Raw genomic sequence first — 26,409 nt, 5'->3', positions numbered from 1 at the left:
CCACGCACTTGAACGTTTGCCAACGGCGACATCGGTAGAGGATTACGAAGCCTTGCTGCCGTGGAACTGCGAACCTCGACTTCACAGCTAAGCGCTTTAACTATCTTTAGCCAAGTGGGGTTTATGGAGCGCTTACAACAGATCAATCATGCGCGACACCTGATTGCCGACGAGTATAGGCCTGTGGCAGAGGCAGCCCGTCTAGTTCATCGAGGTGTCGTGTGGCGATCGCGATGTTGATGCCAATGTGGAAACACTGCCAATCGAGCGCGAGGTCATCCTCGGCGATCTCGAGTGTAGGCAATGTTTACAAAGACGATGGAGAAAGAGTCATAGACGCAAACGAGCCCTGAAAGGTCTGCTGCTGCACCCGCCATGCGCCCATGGGCTTGAATGGGGCAACTCAGATTCAGCTGAAGAGCCCATAAAATATGGTGTCCCAGGGCAGGTTCGAACTGCCAACCTTCCCCTTAGGAGGGGGATGCTCTATCCAATTGAGCTACTGAGACACTGATTGCCAGCACACCGAAAGGTGCCAGCGAGGACGGCGTGCATCTTAGCGAGATGAGGGGGGTTTGTCATGTCGTCATTGTCGTTTGAGGGCGTAGTACGAATCGCGAAATGGCCCGTCCCTGAAAACCATCATGCAAATTGCACTACCGCCCGAAGCCTACCTTGCAAAACGCAATAGACCGCATATCCCAATCGTTTTCAACCTATTGATTTATATGGATTTTTTACAATAAATCACTTGGCATGCAGACTGCATTATCAGTATCAATGTAGACACCCATCCCTTACGTCCGGGCACAGGTACTGAAAAATGAACATGGCTCTCTCAGTGTTGAATGCGGCAGCTCTGGTGGCTCTTGTGGCATTTCATTTTCAGGACACGGGCATCAAGGGTGATCAGCTTGGTTCGACCGCACCCGCTCACCATACGTTCACTCAGGCGCCGCAACTTGCGGTCATGACTGACAGGAGCGTCAGTGCAGCTATGCTGGCAAATGACGCTGATGTGACCCTACAGGCACCGCGTGCAGAGCAGCGCTGGGTTTTCTGAGTCGTGATACATAGCCCCAACTTTACGAGAGAGTCGCCATGTCAAAATCCGCTTTGTCATTCATGATCCTGGCTTTTATGGCTGTAGCCGTCGATCTGCTTTTGCCCGTCCAGGCTGAAGCCCCGAGTACCGTTGCCAAAATTGCCGCAGGTCTGTTTGCTGGGCTTTTCATAGTCGCCCTGTTTCTGGGCCGTCGCTTTAAATTTGACCCGGTTCTGCGATGAGCTGAAGAACGCTGATGGCTGTACCGGTCGGTCGACTCTGTAGTGTTTGTAGTGAAAGCCGGCTGGATCATCGGCATCCCTGTTCCGGGCAGCGACTTCAGCCTTACCTTTCGTCACCTTTTGTTTTCAACCTCTCCTCTCAACCCCTCCTCTGTAGACGCCTGCTCCCTCCTGCGCTTGTCGCCAGTTGAATCGTTCGTCCCGCGGGTCATACGTTGGTCGGCATAGATTCGTATTTCAACGAGTTACCTTCTACGCTGAAGACAGATGGCCATCATGGCAAAAAGTCGTCGCGCATTTCGTGTGGCTATCAGCTGAGCTGTTCTGATTATTTTTACAAATCTGTCCGCAAATCTGATAATTGGTGCTGGCTAATCGCCTTTATCTGGGTCAATATTTGTCACAGATTTGACGCCAAGGTTTCGACGCAAAAGGGGATGATGATGCCCCTCCAACAACGCGGTTGAACATTTGCCCAAAACGACTGTCTCATGATCACAATCTTGCGGCCACTTGCTAGAACCGCTTCCCCTGAACTAACCGGTTAAATATATGAGCCCTATGAAACAGGCTACTTATTCCAGCCGCACGGCTGACAAGTTCGTCGTTCGCCTACCAGATGGCATGCGTAATCGTGTGCAAGAGGTAGCCAAGAATCATCACCGCAGCATGAACTCGGAAATCATTGCTCGTCTCGAACAGAGCCTGATTCAGGAAGGAGCCCTTGGCGACGAGCCAAGCCTGCGCCTTGATAGCCCTGAGCTGTCCCTGCACGAACGCGAGCTGCTGCAACGCTTTCGGCAGTTGTCTCATCGTCAACAAAACGCTTTAGTGTCACTGATCGCTCATGATACGGAACTCGCTTCTGAAGAGTCCTGAGTGTTAGTGCAAACAAAAAGGCCAGCGTAAGCTGGCCTTTTTGTTTATACGGCATGCGTTAGTTGCTGTAGGAAAACTCTCTGCACCATGTAAAAAAACCGCCTATAAGGCGGCTTTGTTGTTTATGTCCCGCTTAAAGCAGGAAGATAGTCGCCAGCCCGAGGAAGATGAAAAACCCTCCGCTGTCGGTCATTGCCGTAATCATTACACTGGCACCCATGGCTGGATCTCGTCCAAGGCGCGCAAGGGCCATCGGTATGGACACCCCCATCAAGGCTGCCAGCAGCAGATTGAGCGTCATGGCCGCGGTCATGACCACGCCAAGTGACCAGCTCCCATAGAGCAGATAGGCCACTACACCGATCACACCACCCCATAACACACCGTTGATCAGGCCAACTGCCAGTTCTTTGCGCAACAGGCGCGCCGTATTGCCGGTGTTGACCTGATCGAGCGCCATGGCGCGAACGATCATGGTGATGGTCTGATTACCGGAGTTGCCTCCAATCCCCGCGACAATAGGCATCAATGCAGCGAGCGCTACCAGCTTCTCGATTGAGCCTTCGAACAGACCAATCACCCGCGAAGCGAGGAAAGCCGTGACCAGGTTGACCGCCAGCCAGGCCCAACGGTTACGCAGCGAACGCCACACAGAGGCGAAGATATCTTCTTCCTCCCGCAGACCCGCCATGTTGAGGACTTCACTTTCGCTCTCTTCACGGATCAGATCGACCATCTCGTCGATTGTCAGACGGCCAATCAGCTTGCCGTTCTTGTCGACGACAGGTGTGGAGATCAGGTCGTAACGCTCGAAAGCCTGAGCGGCATCATAACCGTCGTCTTCCGGATGAAAGCTGACCGGGTCGTTGGCCATGACTTCAACGACTTGCTTGTCAGGGTCATTGACCAGCAGACGCTTGATCGGCAGCACACCTTTCAACACGCCTTCGGAATCAACCACGAACAATTTGTCGGTATGACCGGGAAGCTCTTTGAGCCTGCGCAGATAACGCAGGACCACTTCAAGGCTGACATCCTCGCGGATGGTCACCATCTCGAAGTCCATCAGTGCGCCAACCTGATCCTCGTCATAGGACAGCGCTGAACGCACACGCTCGCGCTGCTGCGAGTCAAGCGCTTCCATGAGTTCGTGAACAACGTCGCGAGGCAGCTCGGGAGCAAGGTCAGCCAGTTCGTCGGCGTCCATGTCCCGTGCAGCCGCAAGCAACTCATGATCATCCATGTCGGCGATCAGGGTTTCACGAACCGAGTCGGATACTTCGAGAAGGATGTCGCCGTCGCGCTCGGCCTTCACCAGCTGCCAGACGGTCAGACGCTCGTCCAGGGGAAGTGCTTCGAGGATATAGGCGACGTCGGCGGAGTGAAGGTCGTCGAGCTTGCGTTGCAGCTCGACAAGGTTCTGCCGATGGACCAGGTTTTCTACGCGATCCTGATGTTGACCCTCCTGACGATGCGTCAGGTCTTCAACAATACGCTGGCGTTGCAGCAGATCGACGACCTGAGCCAGGCGATCCTGCAGACTTTCCTGCGTTTTCTTTACTTCTCTTTCGGTCATAGGCGAACTCCACTCCCAGCAGCGGAGCACGCCGGGGAGATCAATCAGTTAATTCATGATTGCTGAAACAAACTATTGAGTAACTACTGGGTAAGTCCATGGAGGTATTCCACAAGCCCCGGCGGGGCTGACGGGCGCAATGATACACCGCTTTGAGCGAAGCGCACCCGAGAAATTCAGCCTATAACAGTCGTTTGCAGCACAAACCTGAATCACTGCATGAGCCCTACAGACTTCGATGTCACATCCAGCCAAGAAAGCACACTTGCCCCTGAAATGGGTCATCACTAGGCTTGCGCGACACACCGTCATGGAGGACTTGATATGCGTGTCGTCACTCACCTTTCCCTGTGGGGCGCCCTGCTCTGCGTGCCACTGCATTCAATAGCTAGCACCACTCAGCGTTGCGAAGACGCAGCCGGCAACATCATGTTCACGGCACTCGGCTGCCCTGAGGGGCACAGCAGCCAGTCACAGAAGATATCCAACACCTCTTCAGGCAGCCAGACAGGACCTCGCACTTCATCCGACGCCTGGCGCTCGGAAAAACCCAAAACCCCCGCTCGTGAAATCGTGGTCGTGGGTGGTCGGGACGATGGTTGTGAAAACCGCCTGAGTGCCGATCAGCGTCGTCGAGCCATCATCAATCAACGCACACCGCCCGGAATGACCGTTCGTGATGTGGAAAGCCTGCTGGGCCGACCCGACAAAGTCGTGAATAACAATGGCGAGTTGCGTTACGTGTACAACCAGAAGAAGGGACGCAGCAGCAGCGTGACATTTGATGAGCACGGATGCGTAAAAGGAAAACGCTAGAAAGCAAAAAGCCCACATCTTTCGATGTGGGCTTTTTGTTTGTTTGGTGCACTCGACAGGATTCGAACCTGTGACCGCTCGGTTCGTAGCCGAGTACTCTATCCAGCTGAGCTACGAGTGCATTGGTGTTTTTAGACCAGATCACCTCTGGTTGAAGCCAGTCAATCTCAACGCTGTAATGACTTACAACCTTGAAACCAACCTTAAATGGTGCACTCGACAGGATTCGAACCTGTGACCGCTCGGTTCGTAGCCGAGTACTCTATCCAGCTGAGCTACGAGTGCATGTGTTGGTGCCGCGCATTATAGGTCGTCAGATTGTTTGGTCAAGCACTTTTTCTAGTAAATTCAACAACTTACAGATCAAGCCGAATCTGACGCACTACATAAATAATGGCGGAGAACGGGGGATTCGAACCCCCGACACCCTTTTGAGGTGTACTCCCTTAGCAGGGGAGCGCCTTCGGCCACTCGGCCAGCTCTCCGCAACACGGGGCGTATAATAACCACCCTTTTCCCCGTTTGCAAACCAAAAATTCAATAAAAATTAATGGCTTGGTTCTTCGTCCTTCTCTTTCTTGATCCGCAGGTAAATCTCTTCGCGATGGACCGCGACTTCCTTGGGCGCATTGACACCAATACGCACCTGATTACCCTTCACGCCCAACACAGTCACGGTGATTTCACCGTCACCAATGATGAGACTTTCCGCGCACCGACGAGTCAGAATCAGCATAACTTTCTCCTACGCATTCATTCAGGGACAACAGTCTGCACAACCAGTAGGCACAGCCCGCAACGGCAACGCCACGGGCATGGCCTGAGTATCGTCTAACGCATGTAAAAGAAAAGTCTTTCTGCGCAACATCCCGGGAACTGGCTCAAGCCCTGCCCCGGCGACGACGAATCACTCACCCTGGCGAGCAGCATCCAGTTCAAAAGCCGTGTGCAACGCACGCACTGCCAGTTCAAGGTACTTCTCTTCGATGACGACAGACACCTTGATTTCCGAGGTAGAGATCATCTGGATATTGATGCTCTCCTTGGCCAGTGCTTCGAACATGCGGCTGGCAACGCCTGCATGGGAACGCATGCCCACACCCACGATGGAGACCTTGGCGATCTTGGTGTCACCGGAAACCTCGCGGGCGCCGATTTCACGCGCCGTGGTTTCAAGCACCTGTGTGGCGGCCTGGTAGTCATTGCGGTGGATCGTGAAGGTAAAGTCGGTGGTGTTATCGTGCGCAACGTTCTGCACGATCATGTCGACTTCGATGTTGGCCGCGCTGATCGGGCCGAGAATCTTGAACGCCACACCGGGAGTGTCTGGCACGCCACGGATAGTCAGCTTGGCTTCATCACGATTGAACGCGATGCCGGAAATGATCGGCTGTTCCATGGATTCCTCTTCATCGATGGTAATGAGGGTGCCAGGACCCTCTTTGAAGCTGTGCAGAACGCGCAGCGGGACGTTGTATTTACCGGCAAATTCCACTGCCCGGATCTGCAGCACCTTGGAACCGAGGCTGGCCATTTCCAGCATCTCTTCAAAGGTGATCTTGTCCAGGCGCTGCGCTTGCGAAACCACACGTGGGTCAGTGGTGTAAACACCATCGACATCGGTGTAGATCTGGCATTCGTCGGCCTTCAAGGCCGCAGCCAGGGCCACGCCGGTAGTGTCGGAACCGCCACGACCCAGGGTCGTGATGTTGCCGTTCTCGTCGACGCCCTGGAAACCGGCGACCACTACCACACGACCTGCTTTCAAATCAGAACGAATCTTCTGATCATCGATCTGCAGAATGCGCGCCTTGTTGTGTGCGCTGTCAGTAAGAATGCGTACCTGATTGCCGGTATAGGACACCGCAGGAACACCACGCTTCATCAGCGCCATGGCCAGCAACGCAATCGTGACCTGTTCGCCTGTGGAAACGATCACATCCAGCTCACGAGGAACCGGCTGATCACTGATCTGCTTGGCGAGGTCGATCAGGCGATTGGTTTCACCGCTCATGGCCGACAATACGACCACCAGGTCGTCGCCCGCCTCGCGGAATTTCTTGACCTTGTCAGCTACCTGCTCGATGCGCTCTACAGAGCCCACCGAGGTGCCTCCAAATTTCTGTACGATTAAAGCCATCTCAAAGCCGCCTCAGAACCCGTTAAGAGCACCATTAACATTCCCGTCTGCCAACCTGCCTTGCACAGGCAGGCTGGCAGACCGGGCTCAGATACCCTGCTCTACAAAAGGAACCGTCAGTGCCAGTGCAGCATCCAGCGCACCTGCATCGACACCGCCCCCTTGAGCCATATCAGGACGACCACCGCCTTTACCGCCTACGGCAGCGGCCGCTTGCTTCATCAAATCACCGGCTTTGAGTTGGCCAGTCAGGTCTTTGGTCACGCCTGCAACCAAGACGACCTTGTCTTCATGGACACTGCCGAGCAGGATCACTGCGCGGCCGAGTTTGTTCTTCAACTGATCGACAAGGGCCAGTAGCGCCTTGCCGTCCTGACCGTCCAGGCGGGTGGCCAGAACCTTGACTCCTTTGACATCCAGCGCGGCCGAGGACAGATCGTCACCGGCGGCACTGGCGGCCTTGGCTTGCAGTTGTTCAAGTTGTTTTTCCAGCAGGCGATTACGTTCGAGCACCGCTGTCAGCTTGTCCAGCAGGTTGTCACGATTGCCTTTGACCAGCGTCGCAGCTTCTTTCAACTGATCTTCGGCAGCGTTCAACCAGCCGAGTGCCGCTGCACCAGTAACCGCCTCGATACGACGCACGCCAGCGGCGACGCCACCTTCGCTGACAATTTTCAGCAGCGAGATATCGCCAGTGCGCTTGGCGTGAATACCGCCGCACAGCTCGACCGAGAAATCACCACCCATGCTCAGTACGCGAACGCTGTCGCCGTACTTTTCGCCGAACAGCGCCATGGCGCCTTTCTTTTTCGCTGTGTCGATGTCGGTTTCTTCGGTGAGGACCGGCGTATTCTTGCGAATTTCGGTGTTGACGATGTCTTCCAGTTGGCGCAGTTGCTCTGGTTTGATCGCCTCAAAGTGGCTGAAGTCGAAGCGCAGACGCTGACTGTCAACCAGCGAGCCTTTCTGTTGAACGTGATCGCCCAGCACCTGACGCAGTGCAGCGTGCAGCAGGTGAGTGGCAGAGTGGTTGAGCGCAGTGGCCTGACGAACCTCGTCAGAAACCTGGGTCGCGACCTGCGTACCTACCGCCAGACTCCCCGCCGCCACAACACCGTGATGCAGGAAGGCGCCACCGGTTTTGGTGGTGTCGCTCACTTCAAACCGTACATCGCCCGCCAACAGGTAGCCGCTGTCACCGATCTGACCGCCCGACTCGGCATAGAACGGCGTGGTGTCAAGGATCACAACGCCCTCTTCGCCTTCGTTCAAATGCTCGACAGACTGGCCGTCCTTGTACAGAGCAACCACTTTGGCGTCGCCGCTGGTGGCATCGTAACCGGTGAACAGGGTTGCGACGTCGACCTTGACCAGGCTGTTGTAGTCCATGCCGAAAGAGCTGGCGGAACGGGCACGCACACGCTGAGCGTCCATTTCGCGCTCGAAGCCAGCTTCGTCCAGCGTCAGGTTGCGTTCGCGAGCAATATCACCGGTAAGATCCATCGGGAAGCCATAGGTGTCGTAGAGTTTGAACACCACTTCACCAGGCACCACGGTGCCCTTGAGGTCAGCCAGATCCTGCTCGAGGATTTTCAGGCCCTGTTCCAGAGTTTTCGCGAACTGCTCTTCTTCAGCCTTGAGCACACGCTCGATGTGCGCCTGCTGCTGAACCAGTTCCGGGAACGCAGTGCCCATTTCGGCAACCAGCGCAGCCACGATCTGATAGAAGAAGCTGCCCTTGGCACCCAGCTTGTTGCCGTGACGGCAGGCACGACGAATGATGCGACGCAGCACGTAGCCACGGCCTTCGTTGGACGGCAGTACGCCATCGGCAATCAGGAAACCGCACGAACGAATATGGTCAGCGACGACTTTCAGCGACGCCTGATTGTCGTTGGTGCAACCAATGGCAGCAGCGGATGCAGTCAGAAGGCTCTGGAACAGGTCGATTTCGTAGTTGGAATGCACGTGCTGCAGTACTGCGCTGACACGCTCAAGACCCATACCGGTGTCTACCGACGGAGCTGGCAGCGGGTGCAGCACGCCATCGGCAGTTCGGTTGAACTGCATGAATACGTTGTTCCAGATCTCGATGTAACGGTCGCCGTCTTCTTCCGGGGAACCCGGTGGGCCGCCCCAGATTTCAGGGCCGTGGTCAAAGAAGATCTCGCTGCAAGGGCCACACGGGCCAGTATCGCCCATGGTCCAGAAATTGTCGGAGGCGTATGGCGCGCCCTTATTGTCACCGATGCGGACCATGCGCTCGGCGGGTACGCCGATTTCCCTGGTCCAGATATCGTAGGCTTCGTCGTCAGTGGCATAGACCGTGACCCACAGCTTTTCCTTGGGCAGGTTCAGCCACTTTTCAGAGGTCAGGAACGTCCAGGCGTAGGTGATGGCATCACGTTTGAAGTAATCACCAAAGCTGAAGTTACCCAGCATTTCGAAGAAAGTGTGGTGACGAGCGGTGTAGCCGACGTTTTCAAGATCGTTGTGCTTGCCACCGGCCCGCACGCACTTCTGGCTGGTAACGGCGCGGGTGTAGGCACGTTTTTCCTGGCCCAGGAAGCAGTCCTTGAACTGGTTCATGCCTGCGTTGGTGAACAGCAGGGTTGGGTCATTGCCCGGGATCAAGGAGCTGGAGGCGACACGTGTGTGGCCTTGCTCTTCGAAGAAGCCAAGGAAGGCTTCACGGATTTCTGCGCTTTTCATAGGTTCTTCCACGGAGACTGCGGCCAGAGGCAAGTGCAAAACGTCAGATGACGTAGCGACGGCAAAGGGCCGCATTATATAGGCGTTGCGCCCTCGGTACAGTCTGTTTGTACGATAGACACAAGTAACTGGACTATTGGCATCTTATAAGCGGCCAAACTCGGCAAATACAGCGACAACCTGCTCGAGGTGCGCACGCGAAACGTTCAAATGCGTGACCAGGCGCAGCCGCGGTGCGACAGAGAGCGAGATGCCCTGCTCGCCACAGAACGGCTTGAGTGCAGCGGCCCGATCACCGATATCGACATACACCATATTGGTCTGCACGGGCTCGACACTGTAGCCAGCCTCTTTCAACCCTTCAGCCAGAAAGACAGCATTGGCATGGTCATCTGCCAGCCGCGCGACCTGATGGTCCAGCGCATACAGACCGGCAGCCGCAAGCATGCCTGCCTGACGCATGCCGCCGCCGACCATCTTGCGCAGGCGACGCGCCTTGGCAATCAGCGCATGTGAACCGCACAGCACTGAGCCGACCGGGGCGCCAAGCCCTTTGGACAGACAGATCGAAACGGAATCGAAATAGTCGGTGATCTCACGCGCATCAACGCCCAGCTTGACGGCTGCGTTATACAGGCGCGCGCCGTCAAGATGCAGACTCAGGCCGTGCTCCCGGGTCAACTTGCGTGCGGCGGCCAGGTACGCCAGTGGCAATACCTTGCCCTGCATGGTGTTTTCCAGCGCAAGCAGTCGGGTGCGGGCAAAGTGAAAGTCATCGGGCTTGATGGTCTGCAGCACTTGCTCCAGGTCCAGCGAGCCGTCCGCTTGCACATCCAGCGGCTGAGGCTGAATGGAGCCGAGCACCGCAGCACCGCCACCTTCATATTTATAAGTATGGGCCTGCTGGCCGACGATGTATTCGTCACCACGTTCGCAATGGGCCATCAATGCCAGCAGATTGCTCATGGTGCCAGACGGCACAAACAGCGCGGCCTCGAAACCCAGGCGCTCGCTCAGCGTGGCTTCCAGAAGATTGACAGTAGGATCTTCGCCGTAGACATCGTCGCCAACCGGCGCATGCGCCATTGCGTCGAGCATGCCAGCGGTGGGCAAGGTCACGGTGTCGCTGCGCAAATCGATGACTGACACGAAGTAGCTCCCTGGAATCCATAATCGACAATGGCTGCAGCCCTCTGGCTGCAACAACACATTACTAAGGCCGCGGATCGTGATAATCAAGGTGTTCCGCTGTCGACACCCTGTCTCCTTATAAGAAAAAGGTAGGCGCACCTTACGAAAGTGTCGATGCATGATTCATTGATCTGTGATAAAAATCCTGCGCCGGCACCGAATTGGGTGTCAGCAACGTTCTCAGGGCGGGGCGTAATTCCCCACCGGCGGTAATGGCACGCAACGTGTCTAGCCCGCGAGCGCTTCAGGGTTCAGGCTTTGGCCGACAACCCGGAAGGTCAGCAGACCCGGTGTGATTCCGGGGCCGACGGTCATAGTCCGGATGAAGAGAGAGCGGGATTGGCGTCTATAAGAACGTGGGCAGACCCGACACTGAATGGCAACGTTCATGAGGTCTTTCTACGCGACTTGAATCCCTTTCGATCCAAATGCCCTGTTTTTTCTATAAACAGGAGTCAGAACACGTGCAACCCACTGCAATTGACAGCAAAAGCAAAAGCCACCCGAACGAACGCGTCGCCTTTATCCAGGCTTGCTGGCATAAAGATATTGTCGACCAGAGCCGTTTGGGCTTTGTCGCCGAAATGGCCAACCACGGCTACGCCGAGAGCGACATCGACTTCTTTGAAGTCGGCGGCGCATATGAAATCCCGCTGCATGCAAAACTGCTCGCCAACAGCGGTCGCTACGCAGGTATCGTGGGCGCTGCACTGGTCGTGGACGGCGGCATCTATCGCCACGAATTCGTCGCGCAGACCGTCGTCAGTGCGCTGATGCAGGTCCAGCTGGAAACCGAAATCCCGGTATTCTCGGTGGTCCTCACGCCTCACCACTTCCACGCCGGCGAAGAGCACCAGAAGTTCTTCTTCGATCACTTCGTGCACAAGGGGCAGGAAGCCGCCAAAACGTGCGCCGATACCCTGAACAAGGTGCGTGCACTGCGTCGTCACGAGGCCCAGCACAAAGTCGCTCGTTGAAACCCTCTTGTCATGGGTGAGCAGTCCACTGCCACCTGCTGACTACAGGAGGCTGCGCCAAGTGCTGTTCTTTGACAGAGAAACACGATAGCGCAGCCGCCCCTGATCAGAAATCCACTTTCCCGCGTCCGGCCTTGATTGAGCCACGCTTGCTTTTGGACTCCAGTCGACGGGTTTTCGAACCCAGCGTCGGGCGGGTCGGGCGGCGTTTTTTCTCGACCTTGGCGGCATTCACAATCAGCTCACTCAATCGCAACAACGCATCGGCGCGATTTTGTTCCTGGGTGCGGTACTGCTGCGCCTTGAGAATGATCACGCCATCGCTGGTGATCCGACTGTCACTCAACGCCAGCAGCCGCTCCTTGTAAAAGGGCGGCAGTGACGAAGCATGGATGTCGAAACGCAAATGCATGGCACTCGACACCTTGTTGACGTTCTGCCCACCCGCGCCCTGGGCACGGATGGCCGTCAACTCGATTTCGCTGTCCGGCAGATGGACGTTATTGGAGATCACCAGCATACAGACGCCTTCTTTTCAGCAGCACACGGCGCAATCATTGGCCCGCCTTGCCCGCATTCGCAAGGCCATGCCTGTTCTTGATCCGATAAAACACCCACATCGCCGCCAACCAGACCGGTATGGCATACACCGACACCTGAATGCCCGGGATCATCAGCATGATGCCCAGAATAAACACCACGAACGCCAGGCAGACGTAGTTGCCATACGGGTACCACAAGGCCTTGAACAAAGGCACTTGTTGCGTACGGTTCATGTGCTGCCGGAATTTCAGGTGTGAATAGCTGATCATCGCCCAGTTGATGACCAGCGTGGCCACCACCAGCGACATCAGCAATTCCAGTGCACGTTGCGGAATGAAGTAGTTGAGCAGCACCGCGACCAGCGTCACGACGGCCGAGGCAAGGATCGCCATGACCGGCACGCCACGCCGATCAACATGCGCCAGCGCCTTGGGCGCATCGCCCTGCTCTGCCATGCCGACCAGCATGCGGCTGTTGCAATACGTGCCGCTGTTGTAGACCGACAAGGCCGCTGTCAGCACCACGAAGTTGAGGATATGCGCTGCCGCATCGCTGCCCAGCATCGAGAACACCTGCACGAACGGGCTACCGCTGTACGAATCGCCGGACGCATTGAGGCTGGCCAACAGGCTGTCCCATGGCGTGAGCGATAACAGCACTACCAGCGCGCCGATGTAGAAGATCAGGATCCGGTAGATGACCTGATTGATCGCTTTGGGTATTACGGTTCGTGGCTGTTCGGCCTCGGCCGCGGTAAAACCGAGCATTTCCAGGCCGCCGAACGAGAACATGATGATCGCCAGCGCCATGACCAGCCCGCTGACGCCATTGGGGAAGAACCCGCCATGCTCCCAGAGGTTACTGACCGACGCCTGCGGGCCGCCACTGCCACTGACCAGCATGTAGCTGCCCAGCGCAATCATGCCGATGATGGCGACCACCTTGATGATCGCGAACCAGAATTCGGTCTCACCGAACACTTTGACGTTGGTCAGGTTGATCGCATTGATCAGCAGGAAGAACACCGCCGCCGACAGCCAGCTCGGGATATCGGGCAACCAATAATGAATGTATTTCCCGACGGCGGTCAGCTCCGACATGCCTACAAGGATGTACAACAGCCAGCAGTTCCAGCCCGACAGAAACCCGGCGAAACCACCCCAGTAATTGTGCGCAAAATGGCTGAACGACCCGGCCACGGGCTCTTCGACAATCATTTCGCCCAGCTGGCGCATGATCATGAAGGCAATGAAACCGCAGATTGCGTAGCCGAGGATCATCGAAGGTCCGGCCGATTTCAACACGCCTGCCGAACCCAGAAACAGGCCGGTGCCGATAGCGCCACCCAAGGCGATCAGCTGGATGTGCCGATTCTTCAGGCCGCGTTTCAATTCGCCTGACGGTGAGGTTTGTTTACTCATTCACTAGCCACCTGATTGTTCTTGTTCTGTGACGGGACAGGATCTGTTGCGCTCGTGACGTAACAGAATGAGGCGCTCCAGACGGGTAGCCCGGAGCGTTTCGAACAGCAATGAATCACAGAAAAAAGCGCAGCATTGTACACCTGCATCCACATCGAGGTTTAAAAGAGGGCGGGATGTTGAAAACCGCTGAACATCAATACTCGTGCGCGCAACGGGCAGTGAACACCGGCCGTGAAAACGACAACGCCAGTCTCGAGGACTGGCGTTGTGGTTACTCACATTGCGCAATCACTGCGGCTTGCGGCGACCGAAGCCCGGACGCTGGCCGGAGCCGGCCGGTGGACCGCGACGCTTGCCCGACGGCGCATCGTCATCGACCAGCTTGATACCGACACGCTTGGGTGCCGGTTTGGCCGGACGCTTGTTCATCTCGCTCGGACGGTCAGCCACTGGCGTGCCACGGCTGTTGTCGGCCGGACGCGGCGAGCGCGAACCAGGCTTGCCCGAGTCCTTGCGCGGCGATGGACGCTGAGTCGGATCGCCACCACGCGGACGGTCACGCTCGCTGCCAGTGATCTGCGGCTGACGCGGCGTACGGTCGCCAGATGCCGGAGCACCCGCGGCCGGACGCAGTGTGCGAACGCGCTCGCCCTTGCCCAGCGGGCGAGACGATTGACGCTGCAGACGTTCCAGCTTCTCTTTGGTCTTGGCGTTCATCTGCGGCTGAGCGACAGGCGTCAGGCCCACTTCAGCAGCAAGAATGTCGACTTCGTACTGACTCATTTCGCGCCAGCGACCCATCGGCAGATCGGAGTTCAGGAACACCGGCCCGTAACGCACACGCTTCAAACGGCTGACCACAAGGCCCTGGGATTCCCAGAGACGGCGCACTTCGCGGTTACGACCTTCCATCACCACGCAGTGATACCAGTGGTTGAAGCCTTCGCCACCCGGAGCCTGCTGAATGTCGGTAAAACGGGCAGGACCGTCTTCCAGGATCACGCCGTTCTTGAGGCGCAGCAGCATGTCGTCATCGACTTCGCCACGGACACGCACAGCGTATTCACGGTCCATCTCGAACGACGGGTGCATCAGGCGATTGGCGAGTTCACCATCGGTGGTGAACATCAGCAGGCCGGTGGTGTTGATGTCCAGACGACCGATGTTGATCCAGCGGCCTTCTTTCGGGCGCGGCAGGCGATCAAATACGGTCGGACGGCCTTCCGGGTCGTCACGGGTGCAGATTTCACCGTCCGGCTTGTTGTACATGATGACGCGGCGTACCGTTTCGGCCGCCTCTTCGCGCTTGATAACGCGACCATCAACACTGATGGCGTCATGCAGGTCGACGCGCTGACCAAGGGTCGCGTCCTTGCCATTGACCTTGATACGGCCCTGGGTAATCCAGGCCTCGACGTCACGGCGAGAACCGACGCCAATGCGCGCAAGAACCTTCTGCAGTTTTTCACCTGCGGGTCCAATTTCCTGGCTGTCCTGCTTGTCTTTTTCACTCATCTGGGCACCTCCCGGTGTGTCGAATCAGGGCTGACCGAGAACCGGCGAGACCTGTACCCTGCGCGCTGTGGATAGCCGCAAGGCGTAATATCTGAAGCCCCGCGCGCAACATGTTCGCCGGGGGTCGGCCATCATACGCTGATGCGCCGGGTTACGCACCCGGCGCCAGCTGCAATTGCCCGAATCACTTCTTCTTTTTGCGACCAGCGGTCTTGAGCTTCGCCAGCCGCTTGGCGGAGTCGGCCAGCACCTCGCGTTTTTCGTCCTTCTCCAGTTTCTTCCAGGCCTTGATTTCTTTCTTGCTGCGACCGCATCCCAGGCAAATATCGTCATCGAATTTGCACAGGCTGATGCAGGGGTTCTTGGTTGAACTCATGGACAGCAACTCTCACAGCGAAGGACTGAGTGTGTGACAGCGCAGCGGCGGCCGAATTCGAGCGGATGGGCGACGGAGCAGACGACTACTCGGTCTGCGGCGTTTTCGGCGGCGTATTACCTGGCTCCGCTTCTGGCTTTGACTCGGGCTCTGGCTCAAAGGCGGAATCAGGCTCTGGCTCCAGGCGCAGCAAATCATCGAAATCAGTCTTGAGCCCCTGCTCCATCGAGTCCAGCTCGACCAACAGGCTGCGAAAGCTGGTTTCGTCACGAGGCGGTTCGGGCTCTTCGTCCGGATCGAGGCTGGCGTCAGCCAAGGCCTGGAGATGCGCGGGCACCGGCGCATCCTCGAAATCCAGCACCGGCTCGGTTTCCATTTCACGCAGGTCCGCCAGTGGCGGCAGCTCATCCAGGCTTTTCAGGTTGAAATGGTCGAGAAAGCCCCTGGTTGTGGCAAACATGGCCGGCTTGCCGGGCACGTCCCGATAGCCCACCACCCTGATCCATTCGCGCTCCAGCAACGTTTTGACGATATGGCTGTTCACCGCCACACCGCGCACATCCTCGATTTCACCTCGAGTGATCGGCTGGCGATAAGCGATCAGGGCCAGAGTTTCCAGCATGGCACGCGAATAACGCTGCGGGCGCTCTTCCCAGAGCCGTCCGACCCAAGGCGAAAAGCGGTCGCGGATCTGCAAGCGATAGCCAGACGCGACTTCCTTGAGTTCGAATGCGCGGCCTTCGCAGGATTTGCGCAGCACCTCCAGCGCTTTTTTGAACACCGGCGGCTCAGGACGCTCGCCCTCTTCGAACAACTCGTAAAGCCGCTCCAGCGTCTGCGGCTTTCCAGAGGCCAGCAAAAACGCTTCAAGCAGCGGAGCCAGTTCGCGAGGTTCATTGAGGTTCATGGGTGTGTTCTTGCTCTACTCGGCTCGCGCCCGGACATGGATCGCCGCAAAGGGCTCGTTTTGGACCAGCTCGACAAGGGACTCCTTGACCAGTTCAAGCACCGCCATAAAAGTCACCACCACGCCAAGGCGCCCTTCTTCTGCGGTGAACAGCTCGGCAAACGGCACGAAACCACCGCCTTTCAGGCGCTCCAGCACATCGCTCATGCGTTCGCGGGTGGACAGCGCCTCGCGGCTGACCTGATGACTTTCAAACATGTCGCCACGGTGCAGTACTTCAGCCATGGACATCAGTACTTCTTCAAGGCTGACATCGGGCAACAGCTTGCGCGCCCTGGCTTCTGGTGCATCCAGTTTAGGCACGATCACGTCACGCCCTACCCGCTTCAGGCCATCTATGCCTTCTGCGGCAGCCTTGAAGCGTTCGTATTCCTGCAGGCGACGGATCAGCTCGGCGCGCGGATCGCCCTCTTCCTCTTCGATTTCCGCCGAGCGCGGCAACAGCATGCGCGACTTGATCTCGGCCAGCATGGCAGCCATGACCAGGTATTCGGCAGCCAGCTCCAGGCGCACGGTTTTCATCAGCTCGACATAGCCCATGTACTGCTTGGTGATTTCGGCCACCGGAATGTCGAGGATGTCGATGTTCTGCTTGCGAATCAGGTACAGCAGCAGGTCGAGCGGGCCTTCAAACGCTTCGAGAAAGACTTCCAGCGCGTCCGGCGGGATGTACAGGTCCAGCGGCATCTGCGTGACTGCCTGCCCGTAGACCAGCGCAAATGGGAGCTCCTGCTGGGCGTCGGCCTGACTGTCGACCCGTTCAACCACTGTCATTACGCTTGCTCACCGAACGGCGTGGGGTCGCCACAGCCGACCCGAATGATCTGAGGCTCGCCCTCGGCCAGATTGATCACGGTGGACGCCTCTGTGCCGCCCATGCCGCCATCGATGATGAGGTCCACCTGATGCTCCAGAATCTGGCGCATTTCATAGGGATCGACCAGCGGCTCGGCGTCGCCCGGCATGATCAGGCTGACGCTCATCAGCGGCTCGCCCAGTTGTTCGAGCAAAGCCTGAGCGATCGGATGGCTCGGCACGCGCAGACCAATGGTACGGCGCTTGGGGTGCAGGATCAGGCGCGGCACTTCGCGAGTGGCGTTGAGAATAAAGGTGTACGGCCCGGGCGTATGCGCCTTGAGCGCACGAAACGCTCCCGTGTCGACCTTGGCAAACAGCCCCAGTTGCGACAGGTCGCAGCACATCAGGGTGAAATTGTGTTTATCGTCCAGCTGGCGCAGGCGGCGAATACGCTCGATGGCGCTCTTGTCGCCAATCTGGCAGCCCAGTGCATAGGACGAATCTGTCGGGTACACCACCAGCCCGCCGGCCTTGATGATTTCTGCGGCCTGCTTGATCAGACGCGGCTGTGGGTTCTCCGGGTGGACCTGGAAAAATTGACTCACGGTAACTTCCTGTTCAGACGGCGGCAGTAGACTGTTCATGTTTGAATCTGGACCACAAAAGTGGCAAATCCTCAGGCACGGGGCGATAAACGCCTATCTCGCCCCAGGCGCCAGGACCATGAAAATCGCTTCCGGCAGAGACCAGCAAACCGAATTCACGCGCCAGAATGGACAGCGTCCCGACCTGATCGGCGGGCTGCATGCCGTTGACCACCTCGATGGCGTGTCCCCCTGCCTGGAGGAAATCGGCGACCAGTTTACGCCGTTTACTGCGGGTAAAGTCATAATGCGAAGGATGAGCCAGGCTGACCCATGCGTCTGAAGCGCGCAATGTTGCGACAGTGTCTTCAAGCGTGGGCCAATGCTGCTTCACATCGCCCAGCTTGCCGGCACCCAACCATTTGCGAAACGCCTCGGCACGGTCCTTGACGAAACCGGCGCGCACCAGAAAGTCAGCAAAGTGAGGACGCGCGGGGGCGTTGCCGCTGTCGCCGAGTTCCTGCTGAATGGCTCGGGCACCGTCCAGCGCGCCAGGCATACCTTTGATCGCCAACTTGCGACTGATTTCTTCAGCCCGCAACCAGCGCCCTTCATGCAAACGCGCGATGGCTTCGGTCAGTGCTGGCGCCTGTGTGTCGAATCCGTAGCCCAGAATATGGATGGTCGCGCCACCCCAGGTACAGGACATCTCGACACCATTGACCAGTTGCATGCCCAGCGAATGCGCCGCTGTGCGCGCCTCGTCGAGCCCTTCAAGGGTGTCGTGATCGGTGAGCGACAGCACTCGCACGCCGTTCTCGTGGGCACGGGCGACCAGTGCCGAAGGCGAGAGAGCTCCGTCAGAAGCGGTGCTGTGGCAATGCAAGTCAACATTCATAGTGGTGCTTTCGCGGTCATTGATGTTTGTTATTATGCCGCCACATCCTGCTTCTGGCTGCCATTGTGAAACAATTCATCGACTTCATCCCGCTGCTCCTGTTTTTCATCGTCTACAAAACCGAACCCCGCGCTGTGGATATCCTGGGCCATAGCTATATGGTAGGCGGAATCTTCAGCGCAACGGCCATGCTGATCATCAGCTCGGTGGTGGTCTACGGCATTCTGTACGTCAAGCAACGCAAGCTGGAGAAAAGCCAGTGGCTGACGCTGGTCGCCTGCCTGGTGTTTGGCAGCCTGACGTTGGCGTTCCATAGCGAAACCTTCCTCAAGTGGAAAGCACCGGTGGTCAACTGGCTGTTTGCGCTGGCCTTTGCCGGCAGCCACTTCATTGGTGATCGTCCACTGATCCAGCGCATCATGGGCCACGCCCTGACGCTGCCAGCCGCCATCTGGAGCAAGCTGAACGTCGCCTGGATCATCTTCTTCCTGTTCTGCGGTGCAGCCAATCTCTATGTGGCTTTTACCTATCAGGAATTCTGGGTCGACTTCAAAGTCTTTGGCAGCCTGGGCATGACCCTGATTTTCCTGGTCGGCCAAGGGATCTACCTGGCCCGCCACATGAACGACCCCGCCGCCCCCACGACAAAATCCGAGGACTGACATGCTCTACGCAATCATTGCCACTGACGTCGAAAATTCGTTGGAAAAACGCCTTAGCGTGCGTCCTGCTCACCTTGAGCGCATTACCGCGCTTCAAGGTGAGGGCCGTCTGGTACTCGCAGGCCCACACCCTGCGGTAGACAGTAATGACCCTGGGCCTGCCGGCTTCAGCGGCAGCCTGATCGTCGCCGAGTTCGAGTCGCTGAGTGCTGCACAAGCCTGGGCCAAGGCGGATCCGTTCGTCGAAGCAGGCGTTTATGCCGATGTAGTTGTCAAGCCGTTCAAACAGGTTCTGCCCGTACCGGCCTGAAAACGCTTGCAAGGACCCCGTCTGCAACAGGACGGGATCCTCCCCGCTTCAATGCCGCGCTTTGCTCATCATTCCTGACACGCTGCCGACAAACTTCTCAAAGCTCCGATAAAAACGGCTCTGACAAGGGAACTCATATGCGTTCAGGTAGGTGGTGTCTGTTGATGGTGGTCCTGGCGATGGCTCCGCAGTTGCGGGCCGAAGTGACAGAAAGTGCCGGAACGGTCGTCCCGTCATCGCATTCAGCTGTTGCCGCTGGCCAGATTGCAGACCTCCAGGCACAACTCAAAGAGAGCGAGCGTCAGCGTGAAGAGTTGACCCGGCAAGCACAGGTCACTGACCGCGACAGCCCGCTTGTGAGCCGTTTGCGTCAAGAGAACCAAAAGCTCAAGTTGCAGCTCAAAGAAGCACTGTCAGCCGTGCCGCCGCGCATACTGACCGAGCAACAACAATGGTTCGTCGCAGGGGGTGGCGTCGCGATGCTTGCCCTTCTGTGCGGTATATTCGTCAGCGGCTGGCGTAGGCAACGTCGGCAGTGGCTAAATTGAGTGGATCATGAGCGAGCTGTTACTGATTGATGATGACCAGGAGCTCTGCGAGCTTCTGAGCAGTTGGCTGAGCCAGGAAGGTTTTCAGGTACGCGCTTGTCACGATGGCAACAGCGCACGCGCCGCCCTTGCCGAATCGGCGCCCTCAGCCGTGGTGCTGGACGTAATGTTGCCAGATGGCAGCGGTCTCGAGCTCCTGAAGCAACTGCGTTCCGACCACCCGGATCTTCCAGTGGTGATGCTCTCGGCACGTGGCGAACCGCTGGACCGCATTCTGGGTCTTGAGCTGGGCGCCGACGACTACCTGGCAAAGCCCTGTGATCCGCGTGAGCTGACAGCGCGCCTGCGCGCCGTCCTGCGCCGCAGCCATCCGGTGGCGGCGTCAACGCAACTGGAGCTGGGCGACCTGACCTTCAGCCCCATGCGCGGCGTGGTCAGCGTCGATCAGAAAGAGCTGACTTTGACCGTCTCCGAAAGCCGCCTGCTGGACGCCCTGCTGCGTCAGCCTGGCGAGCCGTTGGACAAACAGGAACTCGCGCAGCTGGCGCTGGGGCGCAAGCTCACGCTTTACGACCGCAGCCTGGACATGCACGTCAGTAACCTGCGCAAGAAGATCGGGCCTCACCCGGACGGTCGCCCGCGAATCGTGGCGCTGCGCAGCCGTGGCTATTACTACAGCCTTTGAAATCAACGCCTGCGAGCTGACACAAACTGACGATGTCCCTTACACAAGCTTTACCAAGCGCTGACTGCGCTTGACCTTGTTCTCCCTAAACTGGGCTCAACGGCAACGAGCCGCACTAGAGACAAGGAGTTACACAATGCGCAAGACCATGATCGCTCTGATGTTTGCAGCTGCACTGCCTACCGTCGCGATGGCTGTGCCACAACCACCCGCTGGCGGCCCTGACCGAGACGCACCAGGCATGCATATTGACCGTGATGACCGTGGCCCAGGCCCTGGCATGCATCGCGGCCCGGGCCCAGGCCCACTCGGCGAACTGGACCTGACCCGCGAACAGCGTCAACAGGTAGAGCGTTTGATGCGTGAACAGCGCCACGAACGTCGCGAAATCTCACAACGCTACCTGGACAAGCTGCCCGCAGCAGACCAGAAAGCCATGCGAGACGAGATCGACGCCAAGCGAACCAAGACCGACAGCGATATTCGCGCCCTGCTCAAGCCTGATCAGCAGAAGCAGTTCGACGAAATCAAGAAGGAACAGGACCAGCGCCGTGCAGAATGGGCTGAGTTCAAAGCCTGGAAAGCCGAAAAAGCTGCAAAAGCCCAGTAATCGAAACGGCTTGACCCCCTGGCCTTCGGGCCGGATAACCCCTAGAACCCGACATGCCTGTGCATGTTGGGCTTCTTTTTTTCTGAGGAAACACCGTGCGTTCATTGTTCTGGCGAATCCTGGCAAGTTTCTGGCTGGCCATTGCTCTGGTTGCAGGCCTGTCGATTCTGGTTGGCCACATGCTCAATCAGGACGCATGGATCCTCAATCGCCATCCGGTCCTCAAGACCATCCCTGAAAAGTGGACGCAGCGCTTCGAAGAACAGGGCGCCGAGGCGGCTCAGGAATATCTCCAGACCATCAAGCGCCGCAAGCGCATTGACGTTCAGGTGCTCAACGACAACGGCGACCCGTTGGTCAGTGGCACCTTCCCGCCGCGTGCCGCTGCACTGGAAGCTCGTCAGCAGGAAAACGAAAACGGTGACCGCAAGTTGCCATGGCGGCGCCTGGCCACTGAATACACCAGCTCGAAAACCGGCGAAACGTACTTGCTGATCTACCGTGTCCCGCATCCTGAGCTCGATCAGTGGCACCGTCAGAGCCTGATGTGGCCGCTGAGTGCGATGGGCATCGCGCTGGTCGTACTGACGTTGTTCAGCCTGTTCGTCACCCTGTCGATCACCCGTCCGCTCAGTCGCTTGCGCGGCGCCGTGCATGATCTGGGGCAAACCAGTTATCAGCAGCACAGCCTGGCGCAGCTGTCCAACCGTCGCGACGAGTTCGGCGTGCTCGCCACAGATTTCAATCGCATGGGCGCACGCTTGCAAAGCCTGATCGGCAGCCAGCGTCAGTTGCTGCGCGACGTGTCACACGAACTGCGCTCGCCCTTGGCACGGCTACGCATTGCCCTGGCCTTGGCCGAACGTGCGGAAACCGCCGAGCGCGAGAAGCTGTGGCCACGGCTGGGTCGCGAATGCGACCGGCTGGAAGCATTGATCAGCGAGATTCTTGCGCTGGCGCGTCTGGATGCGGATTTTGGCGGCCCCGAGCCGGTGGACCTGAGCGCGTTGCTGCATCGCCTGCAGAACGAGACGCAGCAGGACGGTGCCGAGCACAGCATTCAGGTCGAGGTGCCGAGTGACCTGACCTTGCAGGGCTGGCCGGACATGATCGAGCGCGCGCTGGACAACCTGCTGCGCAATGCCCTGCGCTTCAGCCCGGCAGGACAGAACATCGACCTGCAGGCTGTGCGGGTCGATAACCATGTGCGCCTGAGCGTACGCGACCGAGGCCCAGGCGTGGCCGAAGAACACCTGTCGCAACTGGGCGAACCCTTCTATCGCGCGCCCGGCCAAACTGCACCGGGCCACGGCCTGGGCCTGGCGATTGCCAAGCGCGCGGCAGAACGCCATGGCGGCAGCCTGATACTCGGCAATCATCCCGAGGGCGGGTTCATCGCCACCCTCGATCTGCCGCTCGAGCCCGTCAATCCGTCATCAGTCTGACGACGGCATCAACCCTGCCATGCGCTGACAAAACCTGCCACGTCGACTTTCGGTGCTTCGCGGGGCGGGTTCAATGGCGTCCCCAGGTACAGAAAGCCGATCACCTCTTCATCGGCCTCTAGCCCCATACCCTTCGCCACCAGCGGGGCATAGGACAGCTCACCAGTGCGCCAGACCGCACCGACGCCCAGCGCATAAGCGGCCAGCAACACGCCGTGGGCTGCACATCCGGCGGTAATCAGCTGTTCTTTGCGTGGCACCTTGAAGTGATCCTGTAACCGAGCGATGACCACCACGACCAACGGTGCACGTAGCGGCCCAAGACGGGCCTTTTCCAAGGCCTGCGGCGTCACTTCGGCACCGCTTTGCTCCAGCGCCTCGACCAGCAGATCACCCATTCGCTCACGCGCCGAACCTTCGACTGTCAGAAAGCGATAAGGCCGCAACTGCCCGTGATCAGGCGCGCGCAGGGCTGCGCCAAACAGAATTTCGCGCTGTGCAGCGTCCGGGGCGGGGTCGACCAGTCGCGGGACCGAAACACGATTGAGCAAAACGTCCAGCGCCTGCATGGTTGTCTCCTTGAAAAATATGATCAGGCATTCTAGAGCCTGTTTAACCTCAATAACGAGCGCAGAGGGCAATTCCTTACAGGCAATGTCGACACAGCCCACGTCCGCTCTGGTTTACATGCCTTCAAGCGCAGGTAGAATGGCGCCTTTCTTCAGCCCAGCCCGAGTCAGTCATGTCGTTGCCGACCCTACGTATTATCGGTTTCATTATCGGCATCTTCCTGATTACGCTGGCCGTCGCCATGGTCGTGCCGATGGTGACGCTGGTCATTTATGACCGCGTCGAAGACCTGCGCTCTTTTCTGTGGTCCAGCGCCATCACCTTTATTGCCGGTCTTGCCATGGTGGCTCCCGGCCGCCCCGAGCATGTTCAACTGCGCCCCCGGGACATGTACATGCTCACCGTGTCCAGTTGGGTGGTGGTCTGCATCTTTGCCGCGCTGCCCTTCCTGCTGACCCAACACATCAGCTACACCGACTCGTTTTTTGAAAGCATGTCCGGCATCACTGCCACCGGATCGACCGTGCTCAGCCATCTGGACAGCATGTCACCGGGGATTCTGATCTGGCGTTCAATGCTGCACTGGCTGGGCGGCATCGGCTTCATCGGCATGGCGGTCGCGATCCTGCCGTTGCTGCGTATTGGTGGCATGCGGCTGTTCCAGACCGAATCTTCCGACCGCTCGGAAAAGGTCATGCCGCGCTCGCACATGGTGGCCAAGTACATCGTGCTCGCCTACGTCGGCTTTACCGCACTGGGCAGCCTGGCGTTCTGGGCTGCGGGCATGAGCCTGTTCGATGCGATCAACCATGCGATGTCAGCGATTTCGACCGGTGGGTTTTCCACCTCGGACCTGTCGCTGGCCAAATGGCCTCAGCCGGCGGTGCATTGGGTGGCCATCGTGGTGATGATCCTAGGCAGCCTGCCGTTCACCCTGTATGTGGCGACCTTGCGCGGCAACCGCAAGGCGCTGATCAAGGATGAGCAGGTACAAGGGCTGATCGGGTTGCTACTGATCACCTGGCTGGTGATGACCGTCTGGTACGCCAACACGACTGATTTGCCATGGACCGACGCGCTGCGCCATGTGGCCCTCAACGTGACATCTGTGGTGACCACGACAGGCTTCGCGCTCGGCGACTACAGCCTGTGGGGCAACTTCTCGCTGATGCTGTTTTTCTACCTGGGGTTCATTGGCGGCTGTTCCGGCTCGACGGCAGGTGGTGTGAAGATCTTCCGCTTCCAGGTGGCCTACATTCTGCTCAAGACCAACCTCAATCAGCTGATTCACCCGCGCGCGGTGATGAAACAGAAGTACAACGGGCACCGGCTGGATGACGAGATCGTGCGGTCCATCCTGACCTTTTCGTTCTTCTTCACCATCACCATCTGCCTGATCGCGCTGATGCTGTCGTTGCTTGGGCTGGATTGGATGACCGCATTGACGGGCGCTGCCAGCACGGTTTCCGGAGTGGGCCCGGGGCTGGGTGAAATCATCGGGCCAGCGGGTAACTTTTCGACGCTCCCGGATGCGGCGAAATGGATTCTGTCCGGCGGCATGCTGCTGGGTCGTCTGGAGATCATCACCGTACTGGTACTGTGCGTACCGGCATTCTGGCGGCATTGATTCAGCCGTTGCAGCCTCGCAGTGTTCGTCCTATAAAGGACGAAAGAACCGAGGGCATGCACATGGATACCGTCAGGCAATTCACCCGCTTCGCCGATTTCTACCCTTATTACCTAGAAGAACACCGCAGCAGTACCAGCCGACGTCTGCATTTCGTCGGCACCTCACTGGTCATCTTTCTGCTGGCTTTCGGGATTGGCAGTGGTCGCTGGTGGATGCTGTTGTTGCTGCCCATTGCGGGATACGGCTTTGCCTGGGCCGGGCATTTCTTCTTCGAGAAAAACCGCCCGGCCACCTTCAAACACCCGTTCTACAGCTTGCTCGGCGACTTCGTCATGTACCGCGACATGCTGTTGGGCAAAGTGCCTTTTTAAGGCACTGCCGTTAGAGCAACCGGCCAGTACTGTCAGGCGACCGGCTCACTCACCGCCACTGGCTCCGGTTCTGTCAAAGGCTGCTGGCTGGCTTGCAGGTGCGCATCAGCGAGACGGAAAAGCTCGATATGCCCGTCCAGGTGTTCGATCAGGGCCGTGCAGGACTCCACCCAGTCGCCGCAATTGAGGTATTCGACGCCGCTCACCTGACGGATTTCCGCGTGGTGGATGTGCCCGCAGACCACGCCGTCCAGCCCGCGCTTCACGCATTCGTGGGCAATGGCCTCCTCGAAATCGCTGATGAAGCTGACCGCCGTCTTGACCTTGTGCTTCAAGTACGCCGACAGCGACCAGTAACCGTAGCCGTATTTGGCCCGCCAGTGATTGAGCCAACGATTGAGCGTCAGAGTAAATTCGTAGGCCGAATCGCCAAGAAACGCCAGCCAGCGGTGATACCGGGTAATCACGTCGAACTGGTCGCCATGGATCACCAACAGGCGGCGCCCGTCAGCGGTGACATGCTCGGCTTCGTCGACCAGCTGTATATTGCCCAGAATGAGTTTCGAATAACGGCGCAGGAACTCGTCATGGTTGCCGGTGACGTAGATGACCTCGGTGCCGCGCTTACTCATGGTCAGCAACCGACGAATTACATTGGTGTGTGCCTGCGGCCAGTACATGCCGCTGCGCAGCTTCCAGCCATCGATGATGTCGCCCACCAGATACACCTTGTCTGCCTGGTAGCGCTTGAGAAACGCAGACAGATGCTCAGCCTGGCAATCGCGCGTGCCGAGATGAACGTCGGAAATCCACAACGTCCGTACACGTTGCTTGCGGCTGGGTTTGGCGAGCTGAGCACTGCTCATGGGACGACCTCCGGCAGGTTTTCCCAAAC

General features: G+C 58.0%; 28 protein-coding genes, 4 tRNA genes and 1 riboswitch. Of the genes, 13 read left to right on the top strand and 19 right to left on the bottom strand.

The window, feature by feature from the left end; all coding sequences use genetic code 11:
• Positions 1-432: 432 nt before the first annotated feature.
• Positions 433-509, bottom strand: a tRNA-Arg gene (locus KDX37_RS24885).
• 314 nt (positions 510-823) lie between these two features.
• Between KDX37_RS24885 and KDX37_RS24880 the strand changes: the two genes are divergently transcribed.
• The 3 genes from KDX37_RS24880 (at position 824) to KDX37_RS24870 (ending at position 2,166) form a co-directional block, all read left to right on the top strand.
• Positions 824-1,063, top strand: coding sequence for a hypothetical protein (locus KDX37_RS24880; protein WP_231655742.1), 240 nt, complete (start codon positions 824-826; stop codon positions 1,061-1,063).
• A 38-nt stretch (positions 1,064-1,101) separates the two neighbouring features.
• Complete coding sequence (locus KDX37_RS24875; protein WP_231655741.1) at positions 1,102-1,287, top strand: PA3371 family protein; 186 nt, start codon at positions 1,102-1,104, stop codon at positions 1,285-1,287.
• 552 nt (positions 1,288-1,839) lie between these two features.
• Positions 1,840-2,166 carry an Arc family DNA-binding protein gene (locus tag KDX37_RS24870; protein ID WP_002554423.1) on the top strand — a complete coding sequence of 109 codons (327 nt, stop codon included), beginning with the start codon at positions 1,840-1,842 and terminating at the stop codon, positions 2,164-2,166.
• A 133-nt stretch (positions 2,167-2,299) separates the two neighbouring features.
• Here KDX37_RS24870 and mgtE read toward each other — a convergent pair whose 3' ends face one another.
• Positions 2,300-3,742: a magnesium transporter gene (gene mgtE / locus KDX37_RS24865; RefSeq protein ID WP_231655739.1), complete on the bottom strand. Its 1,443-nt coding sequence runs from the start codon at positions 3,740-3,742 to the stop codon at positions 2,300-2,302.
• Between the two features lie 324 nt (positions 3,743-4,066).
• Between mgtE and bamE the strand changes: the two genes are divergently transcribed.
• Positions 4,067-4,558: an outer membrane protein assembly factor BamE domain-containing protein gene (gene bamE, locus KDX37_RS24860; protein WP_231655737.1), complete on the top strand. Its 492-nt coding sequence runs from the start codon at positions 4,067-4,069 to the stop codon at positions 4,556-4,558.
• A gap of 44 nt (positions 4,559-4,602) precedes the next feature.
• Here the strand turns inward: bamE and KDX37_RS24855 are convergent.
• The 7 genes from KDX37_RS24855 to ltaE form a co-directional block, all read right to left on the bottom strand.
• Positions 4,603-4,679 (bottom strand) — tRNA-Arg (locus KDX37_RS24855).
• Positions 4,680-4,766: 87 nt separating this feature from the next.
• A tRNA-Arg gene (locus KDX37_RS24850) sits at positions 4,767-4,843 on the bottom strand.
• A gap of 109 nt (positions 4,844-4,952) precedes the next feature.
• Positions 4,953-5,043: transfer RNA gene (locus KDX37_RS24845), tRNA-Ser, on the bottom strand.
• A 62-nt stretch (positions 5,044-5,105) separates the two neighbouring features.
• A complete protein-coding gene (gene csrA, locus KDX37_RS24840; RefSeq protein ID WP_002554426.1) occupies positions 5,106-5,294 on the bottom strand; it encodes a carbon storage regulator CsrA in 189 nt (62 codons plus the stop codon).
• Positions 5,295-5,465: 171 nt separating this feature from the next.
• A complete protein-coding gene (locus KDX37_RS24835; protein ID WP_231655735.1) occupies positions 5,466-6,698 on the bottom strand; it encodes an aspartate kinase in 1,233 nt (410 codons plus the stop codon).
• Positions 6,699-6,785: 87 nt separating this feature from the next.
• Entirely contained in the window at positions 6,786-9,410 is a 2,625-nt protein-coding gene (gene alaS / locus KDX37_RS24830) for an alanine--tRNA ligase (RefSeq protein ID WP_231655734.1), read from the bottom strand.
• Positions 9,411-9,554: 144 nt separating this feature from the next.
• On the bottom strand, positions 9,555-10,559 hold the full coding sequence (gene ltaE / locus KDX37_RS24825) for a low-specificity L-threonine aldolase (protein WP_231655732.1): 1,005 nt from the start codon (positions 10,557-10,559) through the stop codon (positions 9,555-9,557).
• 214 nt (positions 10,560-10,773) lie between these two features.
• Positions 10,774-10,940, top strand: a riboswitch (FMN riboswitch).
• Between the two features lie 125 nt (positions 10,941-11,065).
• On the opposite strand from ltaE, the gene KDX37_RS24820 reads away from it, so the two are divergent.
• Positions 11,066-11,578 carry a 6,7-dimethyl-8-ribityllumazine synthase gene (locus KDX37_RS24820; RefSeq protein ID WP_231655730.1) on the top strand — a complete coding sequence of 171 codons (513 nt, stop codon included), beginning with the start codon at positions 11,066-11,068 and terminating at the stop codon, positions 11,576-11,578.
• Between the two features lie 106 nt (positions 11,579-11,684).
• Here KDX37_RS24820 and arfB read toward each other — a convergent pair whose 3' ends face one another.
• The 8 genes from arfB to KDX37_RS24780 form a co-directional block, all read right to left on the bottom strand.
• Positions 11,685-12,098: an alternative ribosome rescue aminoacyl-tRNA hydrolase ArfB gene (gene arfB, locus KDX37_RS24815; RefSeq protein WP_231655729.1), complete on the bottom strand. Its 414-nt coding sequence runs from the start codon at positions 12,096-12,098 to the stop codon at positions 11,685-11,687.
• 34 nt (positions 12,099-12,132) lie between these two features.
• Positions 12,133-13,542: an amino acid permease gene (locus KDX37_RS24810; protein WP_231655727.1), complete on the bottom strand. Its 1,410-nt coding sequence runs from the start codon at positions 13,540-13,542 to the stop codon at positions 12,133-12,135.
• A 291-nt stretch (positions 13,543-13,833) separates the two neighbouring features.
• On the bottom strand, positions 13,834-15,060 hold the full coding sequence (gene rluB, locus KDX37_RS24805) for a 23S rRNA pseudouridine(2605) synthase RluB (protein ID WP_231655726.1): 1,227 nt from the start codon (positions 15,058-15,060) through the stop codon (positions 13,834-13,836).
• 184 nt (positions 15,061-15,244) lie between these two features.
• Entirely contained in the window at positions 15,245-15,436 is a 192-nt protein-coding gene (locus tag KDX37_RS24800; protein WP_231655724.1) for a DUF1289 domain-containing protein, read from the bottom strand.
• 85 nt (positions 15,437-15,521) lie between these two features.
• On the bottom strand, positions 15,522-16,343 hold the full coding sequence (gene scpB, locus KDX37_RS24795; protein ID WP_231655722.1) for an SMC-Scp complex subunit ScpB: 822 nt from the start codon (positions 16,341-16,343) through the stop codon (positions 15,522-15,524).
• Positions 16,344-16,358: 15 nt separating this feature from the next.
• Positions 16,359-17,057: a segregation and condensation protein A gene (locus KDX37_RS24790; protein WP_173335978.1), complete on the bottom strand. Its 699-nt coding sequence runs from the start codon at positions 17,055-17,057 to the stop codon at positions 16,359-16,361.
• A 119-nt stretch (positions 17,058-17,176) separates the two neighbouring features.
• Entirely contained in the window at positions 17,177-17,806 is a 630-nt protein-coding gene (locus KDX37_RS24785) for an L-threonylcarbamoyladenylate synthase (protein ID WP_231655721.1), read from the bottom strand.
• A 13-nt stretch (positions 17,807-17,819) separates the two neighbouring features.
• Positions 17,820-18,683: a PHP domain-containing protein gene (locus tag KDX37_RS24780; protein WP_231655719.1), complete on the bottom strand. Its 864-nt coding sequence runs from the start codon at positions 18,681-18,683 to the stop codon at positions 17,820-17,822.
• A gap of 65 nt (positions 18,684-18,748) precedes the next feature.
• On the opposite strand from KDX37_RS24780, the gene KDX37_RS24775 reads away from it, so the two are divergent.
• The 6 genes from KDX37_RS24775 (at position 18,749) to KDX37_RS24750 (ending at position 22,943) form a co-directional block, all read left to right on the top strand.
• A complete protein-coding gene (locus tag KDX37_RS24775) occupies positions 18,749-19,345 on the top strand; it encodes a septation protein A (protein WP_231655718.1) in 597 nt (198 codons plus the stop codon).
• A 1-nt stretch (position 19,346) separates the two neighbouring features.
• Complete coding sequence (locus KDX37_RS24770) at positions 19,347-19,655, top strand: YciI family protein (protein WP_231655716.1); 309 nt, start codon at positions 19,347-19,349, stop codon at positions 19,653-19,655.
• Positions 19,656-19,792: 137 nt separating this feature from the next.
• Positions 19,793-20,203 (top strand): translation initiation factor 2, encoded by a 411-nt coding sequence (locus KDX37_RS24765; RefSeq protein ID WP_231655714.1) that lies wholly within the window; start codon positions 19,793-19,795, stop codon positions 20,201-20,203.
• A 7-nt stretch (positions 20,204-20,210) separates the two neighbouring features.
• A complete protein-coding gene (locus tag KDX37_RS24760; RefSeq protein WP_231655713.1) occupies positions 20,211-20,888 on the top strand; it encodes a response regulator transcription factor in 678 nt (225 codons plus the stop codon).
• Between the two features lie 136 nt (positions 20,889-21,024).
• A complete protein-coding gene (locus tag KDX37_RS24755) occupies positions 21,025-21,498 on the top strand; it encodes a Spy/CpxP family protein refolding chaperone (protein WP_231655711.1) in 474 nt (157 codons plus the stop codon).
• 95 nt (positions 21,499-21,593) lie between these two features.
• On the top strand, positions 21,594-22,943 hold the full coding sequence (locus tag KDX37_RS24750) for a sensor histidine kinase (RefSeq protein WP_231655709.1): 1,350 nt from the start codon (positions 21,594-21,596) through the stop codon (positions 22,941-22,943).
• Between the two features lie 8 nt (positions 22,944-22,951).
• On the opposite strand, the gene KDX37_RS24745 is transcribed toward KDX37_RS24750, so the two are convergent.
• Positions 22,952-23,512 (bottom strand): nitroreductase family protein, encoded by a 561-nt coding sequence (locus KDX37_RS24745; RefSeq protein WP_231655708.1) that lies wholly within the window; start codon positions 23,510-23,512, stop codon positions 22,952-22,954.
• 173 nt (positions 23,513-23,685) lie between these two features.
• On the opposite strand from KDX37_RS24745, the gene KDX37_RS24740 reads away from it, so the two are divergent.
• Together KDX37_RS24740 and KDX37_RS24735 are read left to right on the top strand one after the other, a co-directional pair.
• The gene (locus tag KDX37_RS24740) at positions 23,686-25,140 is read left to right on the top strand and encodes a TrkH family potassium uptake protein (protein ID WP_231655706.1); all 1,455 of its coding nucleotides are present in this window, start codon (positions 23,686-23,688) and stop codon (positions 25,138-25,140) included.
• Positions 25,141-25,202: 62 nt separating this feature from the next.
• Entirely contained in the window at positions 25,203-25,514 is a 312-nt protein-coding gene (locus tag KDX37_RS24735; protein ID WP_231655744.1) for a DUF962 domain-containing protein, read from the top strand.
• Between the two features lie 32 nt (positions 25,515-25,546).
• Here KDX37_RS24735 and KDX37_RS24730 read toward each other — a convergent pair whose 3' ends face one another.
• Entirely contained in the window at positions 25,547-26,380 is an 834-nt protein-coding gene (locus KDX37_RS24730; protein ID WP_231655705.1) for a UDP-2,3-diacylglucosamine diphosphatase, read from the bottom strand.
• Between the last annotated feature and the right edge of the window lie 29 nt (positions 26,381-26,409).

The sequence above is a fragment of the Pseudomonas californiensis genome (genome assembly GCF_021147775.1).
GTDB classification, from domain to species: Bacteria; Pseudomonadota; Gammaproteobacteria; order Pseudomonadales; family Pseudomonadaceae; genus Aquipseudomonas; species Aquipseudomonas californiensis.
This window is presented reverse-complemented; position numbering and strand designations above follow the sequence as displayed.